At 58.8% G+C, this 17,691-nt stretch carries 20 protein-coding genes; 9 read left to right on the forward strand and 11 right to left on the reverse strand.

What is annotated here, in order from left to right; genetic code table 11:
- Window positions 1-45: 45 nt before the first annotated feature.
- Complete coding sequence (locus KFE13_RS16160; RefSeq protein WP_260704421.1) at window positions 46-903, forward strand: transporter; 858 nt, start codon at window positions 46-48, stop codon at window positions 901-903.
- Here the strand turns inward: KFE13_RS16160 and KFE13_RS16165 are convergent, their stop codons facing one another.
- The 8 genes from KFE13_RS16165 to KFE13_RS16200 all read right to left on the reverse strand — a co-directional run bounded on the left by KFE13_RS16165 (window position 904) and on the right by KFE13_RS16200 (window position 7,591).
- Complete coding sequence (locus KFE13_RS16165) at window positions 904-2,151, reverse strand: amidohydrolase/deacetylase family metallohydrolase (protein ID WP_260704423.1); 1,248 nt, start codon at window positions 2,149-2,151, stop codon at window positions 904-906.
- A 104-nt stretch (window positions 2,152-2,255) separates the two neighbouring features.
- Window positions 2,256-2,729 carry a single-stranded DNA-binding protein gene (locus KFE13_RS16170; RefSeq protein ID WP_260704425.1) on the reverse strand — a complete coding sequence of 158 codons (474 nt, stop codon included), beginning with the start codon at window positions 2,727-2,729 and terminating at the stop codon, window positions 2,256-2,258.
- A gap of 57 nt (window positions 2,730-2,786) precedes the next feature.
- Window positions 2,787-3,011: a hypothetical protein gene (locus KFE13_RS16175; protein WP_260704427.1), complete on the reverse strand. Its 225-nt coding sequence runs from the start codon at window positions 3,009-3,011 to the stop codon at window positions 2,787-2,789.
- A 26-nt stretch (window positions 3,012-3,037) separates the two neighbouring features.
- Window positions 3,038-3,589 (reverse strand): DUF420 domain-containing protein, encoded by a 552-nt coding sequence (locus KFE13_RS16180; RefSeq protein ID WP_260704434.1) that lies wholly within the window; start codon window positions 3,587-3,589, stop codon window positions 3,038-3,040.
- Entirely contained in the window at window positions 3,589-4,554 is a 966-nt protein-coding gene (cyoE, locus tag KFE13_RS16185) for a heme o synthase (RefSeq protein WP_260704443.1), read from the reverse strand. The genes KFE13_RS16180 and cyoE overlap by 1 nt, the downstream gene beginning before the upstream one ends.
- A 34-nt stretch (window positions 4,555-4,588) precedes the next feature.
- Window positions 4,589-6,334, reverse strand: a complete 1,746-nt coding sequence (gene polX, locus KFE13_RS16190) for a DNA polymerase/3'-5' exonuclease PolX (protein WP_260704445.1) — start codon at window positions 6,332-6,334, stop codon at window positions 4,589-4,591.
- A 131-nt stretch (window positions 6,335-6,465) separates the two neighbouring features.
- Window positions 6,466-6,684, reverse strand: a complete 219-nt coding sequence (locus tag KFE13_RS16195; protein ID WP_260704447.1) for a cold shock domain-containing protein — start codon at window positions 6,682-6,684, stop codon at window positions 6,466-6,468.
- 265 nt (window positions 6,685-6,949) lie between these two features.
- Entirely contained in the window at window positions 6,950-7,591 is a 642-nt protein-coding gene (locus tag KFE13_RS16200) for an NUDIX hydrolase (protein WP_260704449.1), read from the reverse strand.
- A gap of 161 nt (window positions 7,592-7,752) precedes the next feature.
- On the opposite strand from KFE13_RS16200, the gene bshC reads away from it, so the two are divergent.
- From bshC to KFE13_RS16230, 6 genes are all read left to right on the forward strand, one after another.
- Window positions 7,753-9,423: a bacillithiol biosynthesis cysteine-adding enzyme BshC gene (gene bshC, locus KFE13_RS16205; protein ID WP_260704451.1), complete on the forward strand. Its 1,671-nt coding sequence runs from the start codon at window positions 7,753-7,755 to the stop codon at window positions 9,421-9,423.
- Between the two features lie 61 nt (window positions 9,424-9,484).
- A complete protein-coding gene (locus tag KFE13_RS16210; RefSeq protein WP_260704453.1) occupies window positions 9,485-9,862 on the forward strand; it encodes a hypothetical protein in 378 nt (125 codons plus the stop codon).
- Window positions 9,863-9,930: 68 nt separating this feature from the next.
- Entirely contained in the window at window positions 9,931-10,563 is a 633-nt protein-coding gene (locus KFE13_RS16215; RefSeq protein WP_260704456.1) for an RNA polymerase sigma factor, read from the forward strand.
- Between the two features lie 101 nt (window positions 10,564-10,664).
- The gene (locus tag KFE13_RS16220; RefSeq protein ID WP_260704465.1) at window positions 10,665-10,973 is read left to right on the forward strand and encodes a hypothetical protein; all 309 of its coding nucleotides are present in this window, start codon (window positions 10,665-10,667) and stop codon (window positions 10,971-10,973) included.
- A gap of 159 nt (window positions 10,974-11,132) precedes the next feature.
- Complete coding sequence (locus KFE13_RS16225) at window positions 11,133-11,558, forward strand: DUF4019 domain-containing protein (protein ID WP_260704468.1); 426 nt, start codon at window positions 11,133-11,135, stop codon at window positions 11,556-11,558.
- A gap of 363 nt (window positions 11,559-11,921) precedes the next feature.
- The gene (locus tag KFE13_RS16230; protein ID WP_260704470.1) at window positions 11,922-13,724 is read left to right on the forward strand and encodes an ABC-F family ATP-binding cassette domain-containing protein; all 1,803 of its coding nucleotides are present in this window, start codon (window positions 11,922-11,924) and stop codon (window positions 13,722-13,724) included.
- A 70-nt stretch (window positions 13,725-13,794) separates the two neighbouring features.
- Here KFE13_RS16230 and KFE13_RS16235 read toward each other — a convergent pair whose 3' ends face one another.
- Both KFE13_RS16235 and KFE13_RS16240 read right to left on the reverse strand, forming a co-directional pair.
- Complete coding sequence (locus tag KFE13_RS16235; RefSeq protein ID WP_260704471.1) at window positions 13,795-14,307, reverse strand: DinB family protein; 513 nt, start codon at window positions 14,305-14,307, stop codon at window positions 13,795-13,797.
- A gap of 134 nt (window positions 14,308-14,441) precedes the next feature.
- On the reverse strand, window positions 14,442-15,203 hold the full coding sequence (locus KFE13_RS16240) for an enoyl-ACP reductase FabI (protein WP_260704474.1): 762 nt from the start codon (window positions 15,201-15,203) through the stop codon (window positions 14,442-14,444).
- Between the two features lie 285 nt (window positions 15,204-15,488).
- On the opposite strand from KFE13_RS16240, the gene KFE13_RS16245 reads away from it, so the two are divergent.
- Both KFE13_RS16245 and KFE13_RS16250 read left to right on the forward strand, forming a co-directional pair.
- Window positions 15,489-16,028, forward strand: coding sequence for a peroxiredoxin (locus KFE13_RS16245; RefSeq protein ID WP_313900657.1), 540 nt, complete (start codon window positions 15,489-15,491; stop codon window positions 16,026-16,028).
- An 87-nt stretch (window positions 16,029-16,115) separates the two neighbouring features.
- Window positions 16,116-16,667 carry a carboxymuconolactone decarboxylase family protein gene (locus KFE13_RS16250; protein ID WP_260704481.1) on the forward strand — a complete coding sequence of 184 codons (552 nt, stop codon included), beginning with the start codon at window positions 16,116-16,118 and terminating at the stop codon, window positions 16,665-16,667.
- 68 nt (window positions 16,668-16,735) lie between these two features.
- On the opposite strand, the gene KFE13_RS16255 is transcribed toward KFE13_RS16250, so the two are convergent.
- Window positions 16,736-17,647, reverse strand: a complete 912-nt coding sequence (locus KFE13_RS16255) for a M20/M25/M40 family metallo-hydrolase (protein ID WP_260704489.1) — start codon at window positions 17,645-17,647, stop codon at window positions 16,736-16,738.
- Window positions 17,648-17,691: the final 44 nt, after the last annotated feature.

Below are 17,691 nucleotides of genomic sequence, written 5' to 3' on the forward strand. Positions count from 1 at the left end.
CGGCCAGTCGTACGAGAAGAAGCAACGGGATAGAAGGAGCATTTTTTGCGCAGCACTCTATTTCTGTTGACCGTACTCGGACTCTTTCCACTCGCAGCTACAGCCGAGAGCAATCCGAAACGCGATCCCGTAACCGAATTTGCGGCCAATTGGCAGGCGCGTGCCTCGAAGACGCAGGCTGAGCAGCCTAAATGGGCCGTCCCCATGTACTCGCCGTTTCCCATGCTTGCGCAGGTCTTCCGCCTCGACTTCACGCGTCAGCGCTCGTCGACCGGTGCAGATACCTGGAACATCGGTGGCGGCAAGGGTTTCAACTTCATTCCCTTTGAAAAGACACAGGTTGACGTCTTCTTCCCGGGCTACCTGATCCACACCGATGGGGCGCAGGATGGCTTTGGCGATATGACCCTCGTGGGCAAATACCGGTTCCTCTCCGCGCCGGAAAAGAAAGGGAACTATGTCGTCAGCGGAGCGCTCGGCATCTCCATCCCGACCGGCAGCTACAAAAATGGAGCAGCCAGTACAGCGCTGACGCCCACGCTGCTTACAGGCAAAGGCTTCGGAAAGCTGGCGCTGATGAGCAGCCTCGGCGGAACGCTGCCAACCTCGAACACGGCCACGACAGGCCGTACCATCCATTGGAACACCGTCGCACAGTACAAGATTGGCAAATACTTTTCGCCCGAAGTGGAGCTGAACTCCAACACCTGGGTCGGCGGTACGCGCGACGGCAAGACGCAGATGTTTATCTCGCCGGGCCTCATCGTGGGCCGCCTGCCCTTCCGTCCTGCCGATCCACACAGCCGCATCGGCCTCACCGTCGGAGCAGCATTTCAGACGGCAGTCACCAGCTATCACACCTACAACCATGCGCTGGCAACAACCGTGCGATTCGTCTTTTGATCAGCGAGTGGAGTACTTGAGGTGGCCCTCGCGCCACGGCACGGCAGTACGCGCATCCAGGTCGAAGACGACGCGTCCGTTGCGAATCGTCATCTCCGGCACAATGCGTTCCGTGCCGTTTACCTTGCCGCCCGCAAGGTCGGAATATCCAAACTGCCCGTGGTCGACGCGTAGCACCGCGATGTCGGCCACGGAGCCGACTGCGATCTGGCCCAGCTCAGGATGTCCAATCTCCGTCGCAGGATTCGTCGTCGATTCGCGAATAACCTCGGCGAACGGAATCCCCAGCGCAAGCATCTTGCTCATCACATTCGGCAGGTTCAGCATCACGCCGGTAGCCGAGCCGACGTGCAGGTCGGTCGAGATCGAATCCGGAAAGAATCCACCCTTCACCATGGGCTCCGCCAGGGCAAAGTTGAACGAGCCGCCGCCATGCCCCACATCGAACTTGATGCCGCGTCTGCGTGCATCGAGCATGTAGGGCGCCGGCTTGCCATCCGGTCCCAGCAGCGGAGCAGGCATACGGAAGACGTGCGTGCTGATGTCGCCCGGCCGCAGGATCGTCGCGATCATCTCTTCGTACGATTTGTTGTCGAACCAGCCGAAGTCCACCATCACCGGCAGATGGTTGCGCGTGCCAGCTTCCACGGCCTTTCGCACCGAAATGAAGTTCGGCTGCTGCCAATGAGCTGTCTTGATACCGACGACGACATCCCGGTTCTCTGCGATCACCTTCGATAGCGCGTCGAGATCCATATCGTGCTCGTTCTGTTCGGCCGCATCGTCGTTATTGGCCATGCCCGCACCCACGATGTTGACGAAGGCGAACAGGCGCGTCTTCGATGTGTCGAGTACCCGGCGACGGAACTCAGCAAAATCGCGCCAGCCCGAAGATCCCGCGTCAGCCGCTGTCGTTACGCCGTTGGGAATGCACATCACATCGGCCGGAACCGACAGATCCCCATTGCCCCATGCATTATGACGAAGTCCGGTAAAGACGTGGACGTGAATATCGACAAGTCCCGGTGTCAGATAAAGTCCCGCGATATCGACCGACTGTTTCGCCGCACTTGCTGGAATCGATGGCTCAATGGCAGCGATCTTGCCATCGCGTATTGCTACATCCAGCTTGGCGTCCACATTGTTCTTTGGGTCGATAACGTACCCATTGCGAAGAACCAGATCATATTGCTGCGCATGTGCAGCCAGAGAGCAGGCAAGAAGGCCGGCGGCCAGTAGTCGAAACATAGTTCGGAGTATAGCGAAGCGATCGAAAGCCACGAATTCATCGACGAAAAGGAAACGAGGAAAGCCCAGCCGGACTCTCCTCGTCTCGTCGATCGTAAGTAAAGCTAGAAAGGAATGTCGTCGTCTGTGATGCCCTGGTCGGCATAGTCGTTCTGCGAAGCGGGTGTGCGCTGATCGAAGCTCGCTGTGCTGGAGCGCGACGAATAACCGCCAGTGCTGCCTTCGCTGCCACCGCGTCCCTGTCCTCCGCCCAGCAGGCTCATCTCGTTCACAAGAATCTCGGTGCGGTACTTCTTCTGTCCGCTCTCTTTGTCGTCCCACGAACGCGTCTGAATCTTGCCCTCGATGTAGAGCTGCGTGCCCTTCTTCACATAGTCGCGCACGATCTCGGCGGTGCGGTTAAAAGCGACCAGGTTATGCCATTCCGTGCGGTCCTGCCAGGTGCCCTGCTGGTCCTTGACGCGGTCAGCTGTAGCTAGCGAAAAGCTTGCGACGGTGGTGCCTCCGGTCGTGGAACGGATCTCGGGGTCCTTGCCCACGTTGCCGAGAAGAATAACTTTATTGACGCCCTTTGCCATTGCAGTTGCTCCAGTTGTTTCGTACAGGTTTAGAAGGTTGAGTCTAGCAGACTTGAGCTACTTGCGGCGGTCGGCAAACAGCTTCATCAGAGCCAGAATCAGCGTCAGCGAACCTGTCGGCAGGCAACCCATTGCGAGCACCAGCGCCAGCCAGCCCGAGTTGGTATGCGGCCCCATGCGTCCGATTCCGCCAAAGACTGTTTCCGCTGCCGTAGCGGACAGTACCCCTGTGCCAAAGATCGCCAGCCCCGTACGTAATAATTTTCGTGTATCTGGTTGCATCTCTAAGAACGTGCCCCACAGCAGGGTTAGTGGATTGCAGACTGCATCCAGTAGACGATGACTCCCGTAATCGAGACATAAAGCCAGATCGGGTAGGTATAGCGTGCCAACCGCCGGTGAGCAGGGAAGCGCCCCGTTAGCGACAGAAAAAAGGTGATCAGAATCATGGGTAGCGCAAACACCGACAGAACAATATGCGAAGCCAGCAGCTTCCAGTAGAACGGCCACCATGCGCTCAGCCGGTTAAACTTTGTCTCGCCGTGCAGTGCGAAGTTCACCAGATACGAGACCAGGAAGATCGACGAAAAGAAGAACGCCGTAAACATCGCTGTTCTGTGTGCCGCAACATTTCTTGCCTTGATAAAGCGGTAGCCCGTCAGCAATGCCACCGTCGAGCAGGCATTCAGCACCGCATTCACCAGCGGCAGCGAGCGAAGCTGCGTTCCTGCAACATCCGTCGGCGTGTGAAAGTAAACCAGCCAGCAGATAAATGCGCTGGCCGCCGCGCTGACAGCAATAATTCCCGCAATAATCGCAGGTGGGGTGCGTAGCGGTGTAGCTGCAGAATGATTCGTCATCAAAAGAGCAGACGTCCTTTCGCGTCAAGCATCATGGCTGCCATCAGCAGCGGAAGATAAATCACCGAAGCCTTCAACAGATCGCGCGCATAGTTCCTCGACGCTTGCGCATTCGGAGACTGCGTAATCCGCGCAAAACGAATGGTGTACCACAGGTATGCCAGCGACAGGACCGCGGCCACCACCTCATACACCCGGCCCGTAACCCCAAGCCACGTCGGCCACAGGCTTACCGGAACCATCAGCACGGCATAAAACAGAGACTGGATCACCGTCGAGCGCGCTGCAAAATTCACATCCGGCTGGGTCGGCGTCAGACGGATCCCCGCTGCCGCATAATCGTCGCGATACATCCATCCGATTGCCATAAAGTGCGGAAACTGCCACACGAAGAGAATTGCAAACAGAGCAACCGCGGGCCACTCAATCACGCCGCGCACCGCCGTCCAGCCAATCAGTGGAGGCAGAGCACCCGGAAACGCACCGATAAACGTATTCACCACTGTGATCCGCTTCAGCGGTGTATAGATGCCCACATACCCGACCGCCGTCAGCAGCGTCAGCGTGCCCGTCAGCAGGTTCGTCGTCTGCGCCAGATACAGCGACCCCAAAAAGATCGCTGCAAAGCCCAGCAACAGCCCATGCGCCAGCGAGATGCGCCCCGCCGCCATCGGCCGGTTCGACGTGCGCCGCATCAGCGCATCCGTACGGCGCTCCAGAGCCTGGTTCAGCGCGCTCGATCCACAGGTCACCACCGCGATTCCCGCCAGCGCCTGCAACATCCCCGCATGAAACGGGCTAATCCCGCTGGCCAGCGACCCAAGGTAAAACCCTGCCCCGGCCGTGATGACGACCATTACCGAGACGCGTAGCTTAAACAGCGTCGCGTAGTCGGCAAAAAGCCCAGGCTCTGCCACAGCCTTCTTAGCAGGGATCGCCGTCGGAGTTGTCGCGGATTGCGCCACGTATCAAGAATATCGCGACTTTGCCTATGGGCGCTTATCGACGTGGACGCATCTGTTTCAGCAGAGCCTCAGCCGTCGGCCGCGTATTCAGCACATCGCCAGCCGTCAACCATGCCCGCCGCAGCTGCGTAATGCCATATCGAATCTGGTCCAGCTCTGCGATCGAATGCGCGTCCGTGTTCACCACAATCTTGCAGCCATGCTGCTTTGCCTGCCGAAGATGCAGGTCTGTCAGGTCCGAGCGCGCAGGATTCGAGTTGTGCTCAACGGCCACGCCCAGTTCTGCAGCGCGCTTGAGAATGGCATCCATGTGAAGCGCATAGGGATCACGCTTCAGCACTTTGCGTCCCGTCGGATGCCCCAGAATGCGCACGTAAGGATTTTCAAGAGCTTGCAGAATCCGCGCCGTCATTTGCTCGGCCGTCTGGTCGAAGCGGCTGTGAACGCTCGCGACCACGATATCCATCTCCGCCAGCGTTTCATCGGCAAGGTCCAGCTCACCTTCGGCCAGGATGTCGACCTCGATGCCGGCCAACACCCGAATGCGATCCTTCAGCTCCGCATCGACTTCGCGGATACGCTTCACGTGCGCCAGCGCACGCTTGTCGTCCATACCATTCGTCATTGCGAGGTTCTTCGAGTGGTCGGTGATCGCAATGTACTTCAGACCGCGATCCGCCGCAGCCTCCGCCATCTCACGAATTGTATTCGTTCCGTCCGTCTCGTTCGTGTGCATGTGCAGATCGCCGCGAATATCCGTCAGCGCAATCAACTCCGGCAGAGCATGCGTAGCGGCTGCTTCAATCTCGCCGCCGTTCTCACGCAATTCCGGTGGAATGTAGTCGAGGTCCAGGGCGCGATAGATCGCCTCTTCCGTTGCCGCAGCGACAATCGTATTGTCCTCCACGCGCAGCAGGGCATATTCGTTCAGCGTCAGCCCACGCTTGATCGCCCTCTGGCGTAGAGCAACATTGTGCATCTTCGACCCGGTGAAATACTGCAGAGCCGCGCCATAGCTCGCTCGCGGCAGCAGACGCACATCCACCTGCAGATTATTCCGTAGCGTAAAGCTCACCTTGTTTTGCCCGCGAGCCAGCAGCTTGTCGATCAGTGGCAGCGACGCCACATGCTCCACCGCCGCGGCCACGACATCCGGCTCGCACGCCGGCCCTGTCACCAGCAGGTCAAGATCGCCCACCGTCTCGCGCCCGCGACGCAGCGAGCCCGCAGGCGTGATCTCCTCAATCCCCGGAAACGCGCGGATCAGTTCGCTGATGCGTTCCGCATGCTCGCGTGCCTGGTCGATTCTGAATCGACTGGAATTCTTCCTGTAATCTTCAATCCCCTTCAGCAGCTTGGCCGTGAACTTCTCGCCCATGCGCGGCAGCTCGTTCAGGCGTCCCGCCTTGGCCGCCTCTTCCAGCGCATCGATGTCGCCGACCTCAAGCGCAGACCATACCAGCGCCACGGTCTTCGGCCCCATGCCCGGAAGACGCAGCAGCTCCAGCATGGTCGGTTTATATTTCTGTAGGAGATCTTCGCGCAGAGGCATCGTGCCCGTATTCACCAGGTCCACGATGTTCGCCGCCATGCCTTTGCCGATGCCCGCAATAGCCAGCAGCTGCTTCGGCTCCGCCACCATATCCGCAAGGCGCGAGGTCTGTTGCTCCACCGCTTCAGCGGCACGGCGATACGAGCGAATGCGGAATGGGTCGGCTCCATCGATCTCAAGCAGGGAAGCCGTCTCATCCAGCAGTCGTGCGATTGAAATGTTGTCCATGGGCAGAACACTCGGGGAGAAGCGCAAAGGCTGTCATCATCCCTGAGCCAGTATGCAGCACAGCAGGATTTTTTGCAGAATCTGAGACGTCCAGGGGAGGCTCCGCAAATCCCCTGGAGCCGCAGCTTTATTTAGGCTATTTCTTTCAGACGGAAGACCTGATCCGCCTGGGGCCCCTTCGCCCCCTGGATAATGTCGAACTCGACCTCGTCGCCTTCTTTCAGGCTCTTGTATCCATCACGCTGTATCGAGGTATAGTGCACAAAAACATCTGCACCGCCATCCCGGCCTAAAAAGCCGTAGCCCTTTGCGTTGTTAAACCACTTCACCGTTCCTCTGTACTGTGCCAAGATCCTTACTCCTTGCCGATCAATTCAAGTTCGTTTCAGTCGCCTGATCGAAAGAAATGCAAAGCGGCAAAACGAACATACATCCTTCTGACGCCAACTCTGCGAGCCGGGTTTTCTCTCTGGGATGAACAGAAGTTTGCGTAACCTGTGGTGCTGCACAAGTAAGCAGCGCCATCCGCGAAGTGATTGGTTCCAAAAGACAAGAGAGAGTGCAGGCCATGACGACGGCCCACCACTCCCTCCTGCAGTTCCTTCTATTTCGTTTTTATTTTGTTCTGCGCAGCCTGTCGTACAGCATCAGGCCAATCAGCGTCTTGCCGTCATGAATCTTATTGGCGGTGGCCAGTTGCAGAGCCTCCGACAAAGGCATCCGCACAATCTCGATCTTCTCGTCCTCTTCGGGCTGCGCCTCACCCGCGCGAATATCCCGAGCCAGATAGATCTGCATCCACTCGCCCAGAAATCCCGGGCTGGCAAAGTACTTCGTCAGCAGCGACCATTTCTTCGCGCGATAGCCCGTCTCTTCGATCATCTCGCGCTTGGCCGCTGCCAGCGTCGATTCGCCTGGCTCCACGCGCCCTGCCGGAAGCTCCAGAAGAAACTGCCCCGCCGCATGTCTGTACTGCCGCTCCAGAATCACTTCGGGATCATGCGGGTTCTTCGACTCATCCACCGCCAGCACCACCACCGAGCCGTTATGCCGGATCACCTCGCGCACATTCTCATGCCCGCCCGGCTCAATCACCTCGTCCCGGTACACCGAGAACACCCGGCCCTTGAAGGCCACCTTCGACGACACCACCCGGGGCTTCTTCCCGCCCGAGCTCATCCCGCCCTGCGGCTTCGCCTTCGTCACTTTTCTTGCCGGCTTCGTCTTCTGTACCGTCTTGTTCGTCTTCTGTACCATAGCCCTACGGTATCATCCTGCATCGGGAGCGCCCGGTGCTGCATCCAACACCGGAAGCAGGAACATCAAATGATCTGGACCGCGCTACGAGGCACGGTCGCTCGCGGAGCCCTCCAGCAGGGTCTGCGGTATCACGAACGACTTGAGGACGAAGGCCCGCGATGAGCGTTGAGTGTTACCCGATCACCATATTGCCCCACATGTCGCAGCTCTACCGCGACTATCTGGCGATGGGCGATAGCGCGCCTGACTCCCCCGTTCGCACCTGGTACGGTTCCGGCAACTCCGGCGGTCCTTTTGCCGGAGGCTGGATGCGCTCCAGTCTCCCGGCTGTTGCTGACCCCAATCGCCTCGCCGACGAGCTCCTTCGCCAGAACCAGTCCTTCGGCGCAAGCCCCGAGACTCTCGCCAACATCGAGCACCTCCGCAACGGAGCACGCGCCGTCATCACCGGCCAGCAGGTTGTCCTCTTCGGTGGCCCGCTTCTCACGCTGCTCAAGGCAGCGACCGCCATCTCCCGCGCCAACGAGGCCACCCGCATCACCGGCATCCGCCACGTCCCCATCTTCTGGATGGCGACCGAAGACCACGACCTCGCCGAGGTCGATCAGGCTGCGCTTCTCACCAAGACCACCGTCGAAATTCTGCGCGCCGGACTCCGCGTTCCATACTCCGTCGAAGTCGGCAATATTCAGCTCAACCCGGAAACCGCGCCGCTGCTCGAGCAAGCCATCCAGCAGGCCACCGAGCTGCTCGCCTACGCGCCCATCGCCGACACCCTCCGCGAGGCCTACCTCCCCAGCGAAGCCAATCCGAGTCCCACGCTGGCCAGCGCCTTCGGCCGCCTCATCGCACACATCTTTGCCTCACAGGGACTCATCGTCGTCGATGCCTCCAGCCGCGAGTTCCACGCCATGGGCGCCTCCACGCTGCGATACGCCATCGAGAACGCCGACCAGCTCCACGCAGCACTGCTCGCCCGCACCGCCGAGCTGACCGCCAGCAACTACCACGCGCAGGTGCTCGTCTCCGACTCCTCCTCGCTCCTCTTCCTCCTCGACGAGTCCACCGGCGAGCGTGTCGCCCTCCGCCGCGTCTCCGACCCCGCAACCTCCGAGCTCCAGTGGCGAGCCTTCTCGCACATCTACACCACGGCGCAGCTGCTCGACATCCTCGACCGCACCCCCGAGCGCCTCAGCCCCAACGCGCTCCTGCGGCCCGTCTTTCAGGACACCGTCTTTCCCACCGCCGCCTACATCGGCGGCCCTGCAGAGATCGCCTACTTCGCGCAAAGCGCCGTGCTCTACCAGCAGATCCTCGGACGCCTCACCCCCGTACTGCCGCGCCTCTCCGCCACGCTGATCGAGCCCGCCATCGCCACCATCATGGAGAAGGATGAAGTCCAGCTTCCCGACGCCATGACCACCGCGCAGGAGCTCGCGCAACGCCTCGGAGCACGCGCCATGCCCATCGAGCTCAAGCGCAAGCTCGCCGCGGTTGGCAATGCTCTTGAGACCGAGCTCGACCTCCTCACCGAGTATCTTCGCGGCATCGACGCTTCGCTCGGCACCGGAGCCGAAACCTCCGGCTCCAAGATGCGCTACCAGATGGACCGCCTCCGCCGCATGGCCGCGACCTACGAGCTGCAGAAAGAAGCCTCGCTTACCAAGCATGCCCAGGCCATCACGCTCAACATCTTTCCCGACGGCCATCCGCAGGAGCGCCTCCTTGCCGGTGTGTGGTTCCTCGCGCGTTATGGCGAAGGACTCATCGACCGCATCGTGCAGGTCGCCGGCAATCAATGTCCGGGCCACGTCGTCGTCCGGCTCTAAAATTTGTAAATGGTATCTTTTTACTAAGGGCTTGTGTCTAAAGATTGTCTGAGAGGAAGCGGTGACCTGCGTTATCCCGAACTCCGGAGCGACACATCGGCGGCTTCAGTGGCTGTTCGCCTCCGCTCTGCTCTTCTTCGGCATCTTCGTAGCCAGTACCGCCAGCCCAATCCCTTCGCATATTCCGCAGTGTGCAGGCGCTCGTGCGATCGGAGCACGTACCAGCCTCGCCTCGGTTGCTCGTGAATCCAAACCGGCCAGCACGACCTCGGCTGCGCCTCCGGTGCTCTTCGCCGCCGTCATCCTCCTCGCGCCGTTGCTGGCTCCAAGGCTCAGGCTTGAGCGCATGACCGCTCCGGCCGTTCGGCTTATCGTCCGCTCCAGTCTCTTCAGGCCGTCTCTCCTCTTCCGGCCTCCCCCCGCTGTCTCCCTCGCGTAGCTGTGTCTTTCATCGTGCTTCCGCACGGTGAGTCCGCTTTCTCTTACGCGTTCAAAGGAGACAATCCAATGCTTTCCTCCACACATTCTGCCCCGGCCCTTCCATTTGCCGGCATCATCGACGATCCCGAGCGTACCGCTCGACGCCGTAACGAGCTGACCTCCCTCGTCCTTTCCGAGAAGAGCTACTTCATCCGTACCGCCAACGCTATCCTGCGTAATTCAGCCGATGCCGAAGACGCCGTACACTCTGCCTTCTGCTCCGCCTGGAAGGCGGTTGGAGCCTTTCGCGGTGACTCCTCGCTCAAGACCTGGTTCACTCGCATCGTCACCAACAACGCCCTCATGGCTCTGCGCAGCGGCAAGACCAACCGCACCGTCTTCCTCGAAGACAACCCCGAGTATCTGCAGACCTTCGAGCGTTCCACCTGCTCGCGTGTCGAAGATCCCGAGCGCACCGCCACCCGCCACGAGCTTCTCTCCCTCGTCGAGCAGCAGATCGAGAAGCTGCCACCTGAAACCCGCACCGTCATCCGGCTGCATTTCTCCAACGACTGCTCCATCGAAACCATCGCCCGTATGCGTGGCAAATCCCGACCCTCCATCGTCGCGCATCTCCACCGTGGCAAGGCCATCCTGCGTAAGAAGGTGAAGCGCCTCTCCGCATCAGGGCCCAGCCTCAAAGCCGTAACGCTTCACTGAACCCTCCGGCGTGGGCAGAAGCCAATGCAGGCTTCGCCCGCGCCACCAGTTCTGCTTGCACAGCCCACTGCTTTAGAATGGCTGGTCGAGAGGATTGTTTTATGGGACTGAGCGACCAGCCGTTTGAAGTGATGTGCCCCGATTGCGGAGCGATGCTGAAGATCGACCCCGTCACCCGAGCCATCATCGCCCACAAATCCGCGCCCAGGAAGAAGACGTTCGAAGACTTCGGCGAGGCCGCCAAAGCTCTCCGCGAGGCCGACGCACGCCGCGACTCCATCTTCCAGCAGTCCGTCGAAGCCCAGAAGAACAAGGACGATGTCCTTGCCAAAAAATTCGCCGAAGCCGTCAAAAAAGCCAAGGAAACCCCGCTCACCGACCGCCCCCTGCGCGACTTTGACCTCGATTGATCGTGATATAAAACGGACTCTGCATAAAAACCAGGGGAGTTCGTCATGAATCAAGAGACCGGTGCTGTCCCGAGCACAACCGCCGTCCCACCTCCGCCACCTCCTCACTACGGTTCGTTCCCATCGGTGGCCTCTCAGCCTCCCGCCACAAATCGCCGCATGTGGCTGTGGATTGGCCTTGGTGTTTTCCTTATGGGAGCTGGGATCGCATGGTTTGCTCATATGATGGTCGGCGGCTATCGTCAGACCTCAGCTCTTATCGCGACATTGCACAACCAGATGTCACGGCAGGATTGGGATGCTATCTACAACGAGGCCGCATCAGGCTATCGTGAGGAGCTTACAGCAGACCAGAATCGCCAGATATTTGAGGGGATTGAAAGAAAGCTTGGTTCGCCAGTGTCGACGAAACAAAAAAGTTTCTTTATCAACACGAATAACGGTGTAACCGTTGTGACCGCAAGTTTTGAAACAACCTTTTCTGGCAACGCTACGGCAACAGAGACGATCGTTTGGAGATCGTACGGGGGTTCGTTTCGGCTTTACTCATACAACATCAATTCGATAGATCTAATCACGCGATGATCTGGCAGCGGGCATAGGATCACCACTCAGTTTTATTTGCCAGATACGGGTTTCGACGCCACGGCCAGCCGGAGCGAAAATCCTGTCAAGCCCCCAAAAATCACAACCCATTCATTCCAAAGCAAATAAACTCCCAAGAAGTTGCCGATTAGTTTCCTCCCTTTAGCTACACTTAAATCAGTAAGTAAATCAGGGAAAAAAGCCCCGGCCTGACAGCCGGGGCTAACTCTTTACGAATCAATATTTTGACCTATAAACCCTTTGTCTTGAATATTTTGCCCTGTGCAAAACGCGTATCCTATTCAAATAAAATGGTTTACACGAAACATGGGGAGGGGGTGGGGTACCCGTTAAACTAGCTCTATGCCACCCATCCTGAACGCGCAGGGCCTGTCCAAGAGCTTCGGCGCCACGCCGCTCTTCCGTGACATCGCCTTCACCGTCTCCGACGGTGACCGTATTGGCCTCATCGGGCCTAACGGAGCAGGCAAATCCACCCTGCTCAAGGTCCTCGCTGCTGAGGAAGACGCCGATTCCGGAGACGTCGCCGTCCGCAAGCGCGCTCGCATCGGCTACGTTCGCCAGGAATCGCACTTCGCTTCTGGACTTACCGTTCGCGATGTCCTCGAAGCCGCTCTCAAAGCCGGCAACGTCGCCGAAGCCGAGCGTGAAGGCAAGCTCCGCGAAACCAGCGGACGCATCGGCTTGCCCGACCTCAACGCCGCGGCCGCAAAGCTCAGCGGCGGCTGGCGCAAGCGCCTCGCCATCGCCGAAGCCGTCGTTGCCGCACCCGATGTTCTGCTCCTCGACGAGCCGACCAACCACCTCGACCTCGCCGGAATCGCCTGGCTCGAAGACCTGCTCAGCGCAGGCGACTTCGCCTCCGTCATCATCACGCACGACCGCTACTTTCTCGAGAATGTAGCGACCCAGATCGTCGAGCTCAATCGCATCTACGCCGACGGCCTGCTGCGCGTCGAAGGAACCTACTCAAAGTTCCTCGAAGCCCGCGAAGCGTACCTGGAGTCGCAGGCGCGCCTCGAAGAATCGCTCCGCAACCGCGTGCGCACCGAAATCGACTGGCTTCGCCGCGGCCCCAAAGCCCGAGCAACCAAAGCCAAAGCGCGCATCGACAACGCGCATCAGCTCATCGGTCAGCTCAAAGAAGTCTCCTCGCGCTCGCAGACTGCAACAGCAAGCATCGACTTCGCCGCCACCGATCGCCAGACCAAGCGTCTCGTCGAACTGAACGACATCTCCATCCAACTCGGCGACCGAACCATCGTCGAACACCTCAACTTCCTGATCGCCAACGGAACAAGAATCGGTCTCGTCGGCCCAAATGGAAGCGGCAAAACCACGATTCTGCGCCTGCTCACCGGCGAGCTTCAGCCCTCCGCAGGAACCATCAATGAGGCTGCATCGCTCCGCATCGTCTACTTCAGCCAGATGCGCGAGCTTCCCGAAGGCGTCACGCTGCGCCGCGCTCTCGCGCCGGACTCCGACTCTGTCGTCTATCAGGATCGCGTCATTCACGTCGCCAGTTACGCACAGAAGTTCCTCTTCTCCGGCGATCAGCTCAATCAACCCGTCGAACGTCTCAGCGGAGGCGAACGCGCTCGTGTCCTCATCGCGCGACTGATGCTCGAGCCCGCCGATCTGCTCCTGCTCGACGAGCCGACCAACGATCTCGACATCACAACACTCGAAGTCCTCGAAGAGAGCCTGCTTGAGTACAAAGGCGCGCTCGTCCTCGTTACACACGACCGTTACATGCTCGACCGTGTCTCCACAACCGTCCTCGGACTCGACGGAAAGGGAAGCGCAGCGACCTTCGCCGACTACGCGCAGTGGGAGCAATGGTTCCTCGAGCAGCAATCCGAGCGTCCGCAGGAAGATACGCCCGCAAAGCCCGTGCAATCGGCGCAAGCAGCTCCGGCGAAGAAGAAACTCTCCTACCTCGAAGCTCGCGAGTTCGCCGGGATCGAAGAGCGCGTCGAAGCTGCCGACGCCAGACTGGAAGCAGCAAAGTCCCTCGTCGCGGATCCCGCAGTCGCCGTCGACGCAGCCAGGCTGACCGAAGCTCTCGCCGCTCTCGAAGCCGCGCAGGTGGAAGTCGATACGCTCTACGCGCGCTGGGCCGAGCTGACGGAAAAAGCAGGCTGACCGCATCTGCGGCATAGTTCAAAGCAAGATGAAGGGCGGCGCTGTCCATCGCCGCCCATGATTTGCAGAACTATTTGGGGGACCACTGCTCGTCGGCGGAAGGGCCATACAGAGCAGGCACCGGAATACCGTTCAGGCGTAGGTAGACGCCAAGCTGTGCTGTATGGTGCACGAGATGATTGAAGAAAAGCTGCCGGAAGGTCAGAGAGCGAGGGTTGTTGGAGATCAGATGCTCGCCGAAAGAGAACTTCCATAACTGAGACATGTGTTCATCCGAGGCGGCAGCGAGCGCGGCGCGGCATTGGGCGGCGGCTTCGTCTAGTTGCTTTAGCGCAGCCTCACTCGTGGTGAACTCCAGCGGAACGTGAGGGCGCTTCGGCGCGGCGAGATCCATACTGTCGTCCTCGAGCAGGTAATAGCCGAAGAGAGGAAGCGAGGCGCAGTGCATGGCCAGCGTGCCCAGCTTCATCGATTTGTCATGACACTTCCAGTCGTTTTTGCCTTCAGGAACGCGCTCAAGCGTGCGGCGTGTGTTGGAGATTTCGATGTCATAGTCCTGAAGAAGAAGCTCTGAAATTTTCATTTTGTGTTCCTTTCCTATCGGTGGTGTGCAGCGATCAAGCCTCAAATTCAGGCAGGAGAAGAATAGCCATGTGCTACTGACATCATCCTGTCAGCAGTCACATGGCTGGTCAGCAGATATTTCTGCATGGTGTCTTATAGGCCGGTTACGTTGTAACCGCAGTCGACGAAGGTGATTTCGCCGGTAATGCCGCTGGCCAGATCGCTTGAGAGGAAGAGTGCCGTGTTGCCGACCTCGGCTGTTTCGACGTTGCGATGCAGTGGCCCACGCTGCTCGACGGCGGTAAGGATTGTGGTGAAGTCGCTGATGCCACGCGCTGCCAGTGTCTTGATGGGGCCCGCGGAGATGGCATTGACGCGAATTTTCTTAGGGCCAAGATCGGCAGCGAGGTAGCGCACGATCGACTCAAGCGCAGCCTTGGCTGGTCCCATGATGTTGTAGTTTGGGAAGACCTTGTCGGAACCGTAATAGGTGAGGGTAAGGATGGAACCACCCTCGGCCATCAACGGCTCGGCGGCGCGGGCAAGGGCGATCAGAGAATACGCGCTGATATCGAAAGCGACGCGGAAGTCCTCGCGTGCGGTCTGCAGCACCGTGTTCTTGATGTTGGGAGCGAAGCCGATGGAGTGGACGATGATATCGAGCTTGCCGTAGGCGCTTTTGAGTTGATCAAAAACGTTGTCGATATCGGTGTCGATGGAAACATCGCACTGGAAGGTCTTCGATCCGGGAAGTTCGGCGGCCAGCGCATCGGCGTCGCGCTGCAGGCGCTCGTTCTGATAGCAGATGGCAAGCGTGGCGCCCGCCTCGGAGAGCTTCTGGGCGATGGCCCAGGCGATGCTACGCTTATTGGCTAATCCAAAGACGACGGCGACTTTGCCCTTGAGATCGATCATGGTTCTTCGGTTGTTCTCCTATTAATTTCCGTTGCTAAGAATAGCAGCGCAGGGAGGGGAAAGCGCGGTCGCCCTGTGAAATCCATGAAAACAATAGGCGATAGAACGGCGTTCCTTTAGAAGCCAAGGCGCGTAAGGTACGAGCCTGTGGATAACCAGACTTATTAGATGATAATTTTTATCATCTATTTGCGGTACACTCAGATTGGCGCTTCAATCGCGATTTTAACGTGTCGCGAAGCTACGAAATTGATAACAACCAACCCTGAGAGGAGCACCCTGACTATGCTGCAAATCGGTGAAAAGTTTCCTGAGTTTGAGTTGACGGCCACCATTTCGACCGAGAAGGACGAGGCTAAAGCTTTCAAGACCATCACCGGCGACACCTATGCCGGTAAGTGGAAGCTGTATTTCTTCTGGCCGAAGGATTTTACCTTCGTCTGCCCGACCGAGATTGCTGCTTTCGGCAAACTGAACAGCGAGTTCGCGGATCGTGATTGTCAGGTTCTTGGCGCGAGCACGGATAACGAGTACGTTCACGCGGCATGGCGTACACATCACGCGGACCTGAAGGACCTGCCCTTCCCGATGCTGTCGGATATCAAGCGCGACCTGAGCGGCCAGCTTGGCATTCTCGATGAGAAGGCCGGAGTTGCGCAGCGTGCCACCTTCCTGGTCGATCCGGATAACATCATCCGCTTCATCTATGTCACCGACCTGTCGGTGGGTCGCAATCCGCAGGAGGTCCTGCGTGTGCTCGATGCGTTGCAGACGGACGAGCTGTGTCCCTGCAATTGGCAGAAGGGCGAAGCGACACTGAACTAGCAACCAGGTAGCGTGATGCGGGCGCGGCTGCTTCGAGTGGTCGCGCCCGGCCTGTTGAGGGAGAGAGGAAGGGAAGAATAGATGGCCATGGAAGATCTGATCGGCGGTTTGCCGACTTATGCGAAAGACCTGAAATTAAACTATTCGTCGCTGGTGAAGCAGAATACGGAACTGACCCCGCAGCAGCTTTGGGGGACTGTAGTTGCAACGGCGATTGCTACGCGAAATCCTGAATTGACGGCAGCAGCGATTGCCGAGGCCGAGGCTGGTGGACTGAACGCCGATACGATCGACGCGGTAAAGGCTGCTGCGGCGATCATGGGGATGAACAACATCTACTATCGCTTCCATCACCTGACCAAAAATGAAAAGTATGCGACGCTGCCTTCGCGTCTGCGCATGAACGCGTTGCGTGGGCACAAGGTGGACCATGTGGACTTCGAGTTGTGGTGCCTGGTGGTGAGCGCGGTAAACGCATGCGACAAATGTGTTGACTCACACGAGCGTGTTCTGCGAGAAAAGGGCGCGACCGAAGAATTGATCAACGCGGCGATTCGTGTGACGGCGGTGATTCACGCGATTGGTGTTGTTCTGGATTCAGAGAAGGCTGCGCCGACTCCTGTTGCAGCTCTTGCGTAGATAGAGGCAGTCAGCGTTCACGAGAAGAGGCGCGGATATCCGCGCCTCTTCTCGTTTTGTGGGGAGCACTAGTGGCTCATGGACGGAGGATTCGTCTGTGGATTGCCCCCTGGATTCCATGTGGGTTTAAAGTCCGAGTTGGCAAGCCATCGGATAGGCTCCACGACCGAGTTGATGGCGTTGGCCATGTGGGTGAAGTCAATCGTGCGGATCTCGTCGGAGACCTGGTGGTAGTCCTTGTGAAGCCCGAAGCTGGAGATGGTTTGAGCGATGATGCCCTGGCGGGCGAGGGCGTAGTTGTCTGAGCGCTGGAAGAAGTGTTCTTTGGGATGTGGGTCATCCACGATATGAGCGCCGTGTTTGGCAAGCTCAGGGCCGAGGTTTGAGCGGTCGTAGCCTGTCAGCCAGAGCGTTCCCGCAGCCACGGCAGAGTCCGGGCGTCCAATCATCTCGAATTCGAGGTTGGCAACGATCTCGGAGAGCGGGACCGGCGGATGTGCAAGGAACGCGCGGTTACCGAAGCCTCCGATCTCTTCAGTTCCGAAGAGGGCGAAGACGACGGTGCGCTTTGGACGAGGGCCGGATGCCAGCATGTGAGCGAGCGTAAGAACAGCGGTTGTTCCCGATGCATCGTCGTCCGCCCCGTTGTAGATTCTGTCGCCGCTTCCAGCTGCTGCGACACCGAGATGGTCAAGGTGTGCAGTCAGCAGGAGGACCTCGTCCGGCCTGGAGCTGCCGCGCAAGATACCAATGGCATTCCAGGTCTCCTTGCGGGGACTGTTTTCGTACTTGGAGAGATACTGTTGCAGGCGTTCGGGCAGCGGATCGGGCAGGGCGGCCTTCTGAATGAAAGAGCCATTGTCTCCACCGGGTTCCAGGCCGAGCGACTGAAACTGTGAAGCAACATAGAGTGCAGCGATGTGTTCGTCGCGAGTCCCTGAACCTCGTCCATGCATCTCGTCAGAAGCAAGGAAGTTCATATCAGCTCGAATTTCATTTTCGAGTGACGAGGTGGCCGGTGCCG

This window comes from Edaphobacter flagellatus, from assembly GCF_025264665.1.
Taxonomy (GTDB): domain Bacteria; phylum Acidobacteriota; class Terriglobia; order Terriglobales; family Acidobacteriaceae; genus Edaphobacter; species Edaphobacter flagellatus.

What these genes read in the sequence shown, in the direction of transcription:
- KFE13_RS16165 (WP_260704423.1), bottom strand. Translation starts at nt 2,151, where the DNA reads ATGTTTCGACTACTGGCCGCCGGCCTTCTTGCCTGCTCTCTGGCTGCA.
- KFE13_RS16170 (WP_260704425.1), bottom strand. Translation starts at nt 2,729, where the DNA reads ATGGCAAAGGGCGTCAATAAAGTTATTCTTCTCGGCAACGTGGGCAAG.
- KFE13_RS16175 (WP_260704427.1), bottom strand. Translation starts at nt 3,011, where the DNA reads ATGCAACCAGATACACGAAAATTATTACGTACGGGGCTGGCGATCTTT.
- KFE13_RS16180 (WP_260704434.1), bottom strand. Translation starts at nt 3,589, where the DNA reads ATGACGAATCATTCTGCAGCTACACCGCTACGCACCCCACCTGCGATT.
- polX (WP_260704445.1), bottom strand. Translation starts at nt 6,334, where the DNA reads ATGGACAACATTTCAATCGCACGACTGCTGGATGAGACGGCTTCCCTG.
- KFE13_RS16200 (WP_260704449.1), bottom strand. Translation starts at nt 7,591, where the DNA reads ATGGTACAGAAGACGAACAAGACGGTACAGAAGACGAAGCCGGCAAGA.
- bshC (WP_260704451.1), top strand. Translation starts at nt 7,753, where the DNA reads ATGAGCGTTGAGTGTTACCCGATCACCATATTGCCCCACATGTCGCAG.
- KFE13_RS16215 (WP_260704456.1), top strand. Translation starts at nt 9,931, where the DNA reads ATGCTTTCCTCCACACATTCTGCCCCGGCCCTTCCATTTGCCGGCATC.
- KFE13_RS16220 (WP_260704465.1), top strand. Translation starts at nt 10,665, where the DNA reads ATGGGACTGAGCGACCAGCCGTTTGAAGTGATGTGCCCCGATTGCGGA.
- KFE13_RS16225 (WP_260704468.1), top strand. Translation starts at nt 11,133, where the DNA reads ATGTGGCTGTGGATTGGCCTTGGTGTTTTCCTTATGGGAGCTGGGATC.
- KFE13_RS16230 (WP_260704470.1), top strand. Translation starts at nt 11,922, where the DNA reads ATGCCACCCATCCTGAACGCGCAGGGCCTGTCCAAGAGCTTCGGCGCC.
- KFE13_RS16235 (WP_260704471.1), bottom strand. Translation starts at nt 14,307, where the DNA reads ATGAAAATTTCAGAGCTTCTTCTTCAGGACTATGACATCGAAATCTCC.
- KFE13_RS16240 (WP_260704474.1), bottom strand. Translation starts at nt 15,203, where the DNA reads ATGATCGATCTCAAGGGCAAAGTCGCCGTCGTCTTTGGATTAGCCAAT.
- KFE13_RS16245 (WP_313900657.1), top strand. Translation starts at nt 15,489, where the DNA reads ATGCTGCAAATCGGTGAAAAGTTTCCTGAGTTTGAGTTGACGGCCACC.
- KFE13_RS16250 (WP_260704481.1), top strand. Translation starts at nt 16,116, where the DNA reads ATGGAAGATCTGATCGGCGGTTTGCCGACTTATGCGAAAGACCTGAAA.
- KFE13_RS16255 (WP_260704489.1), bottom strand. Translation starts at nt 17,647, where the DNA reads ATGAACTTCCTTGCTTCTGACGAGATGCATGGACGAGGTTCAGGGACT.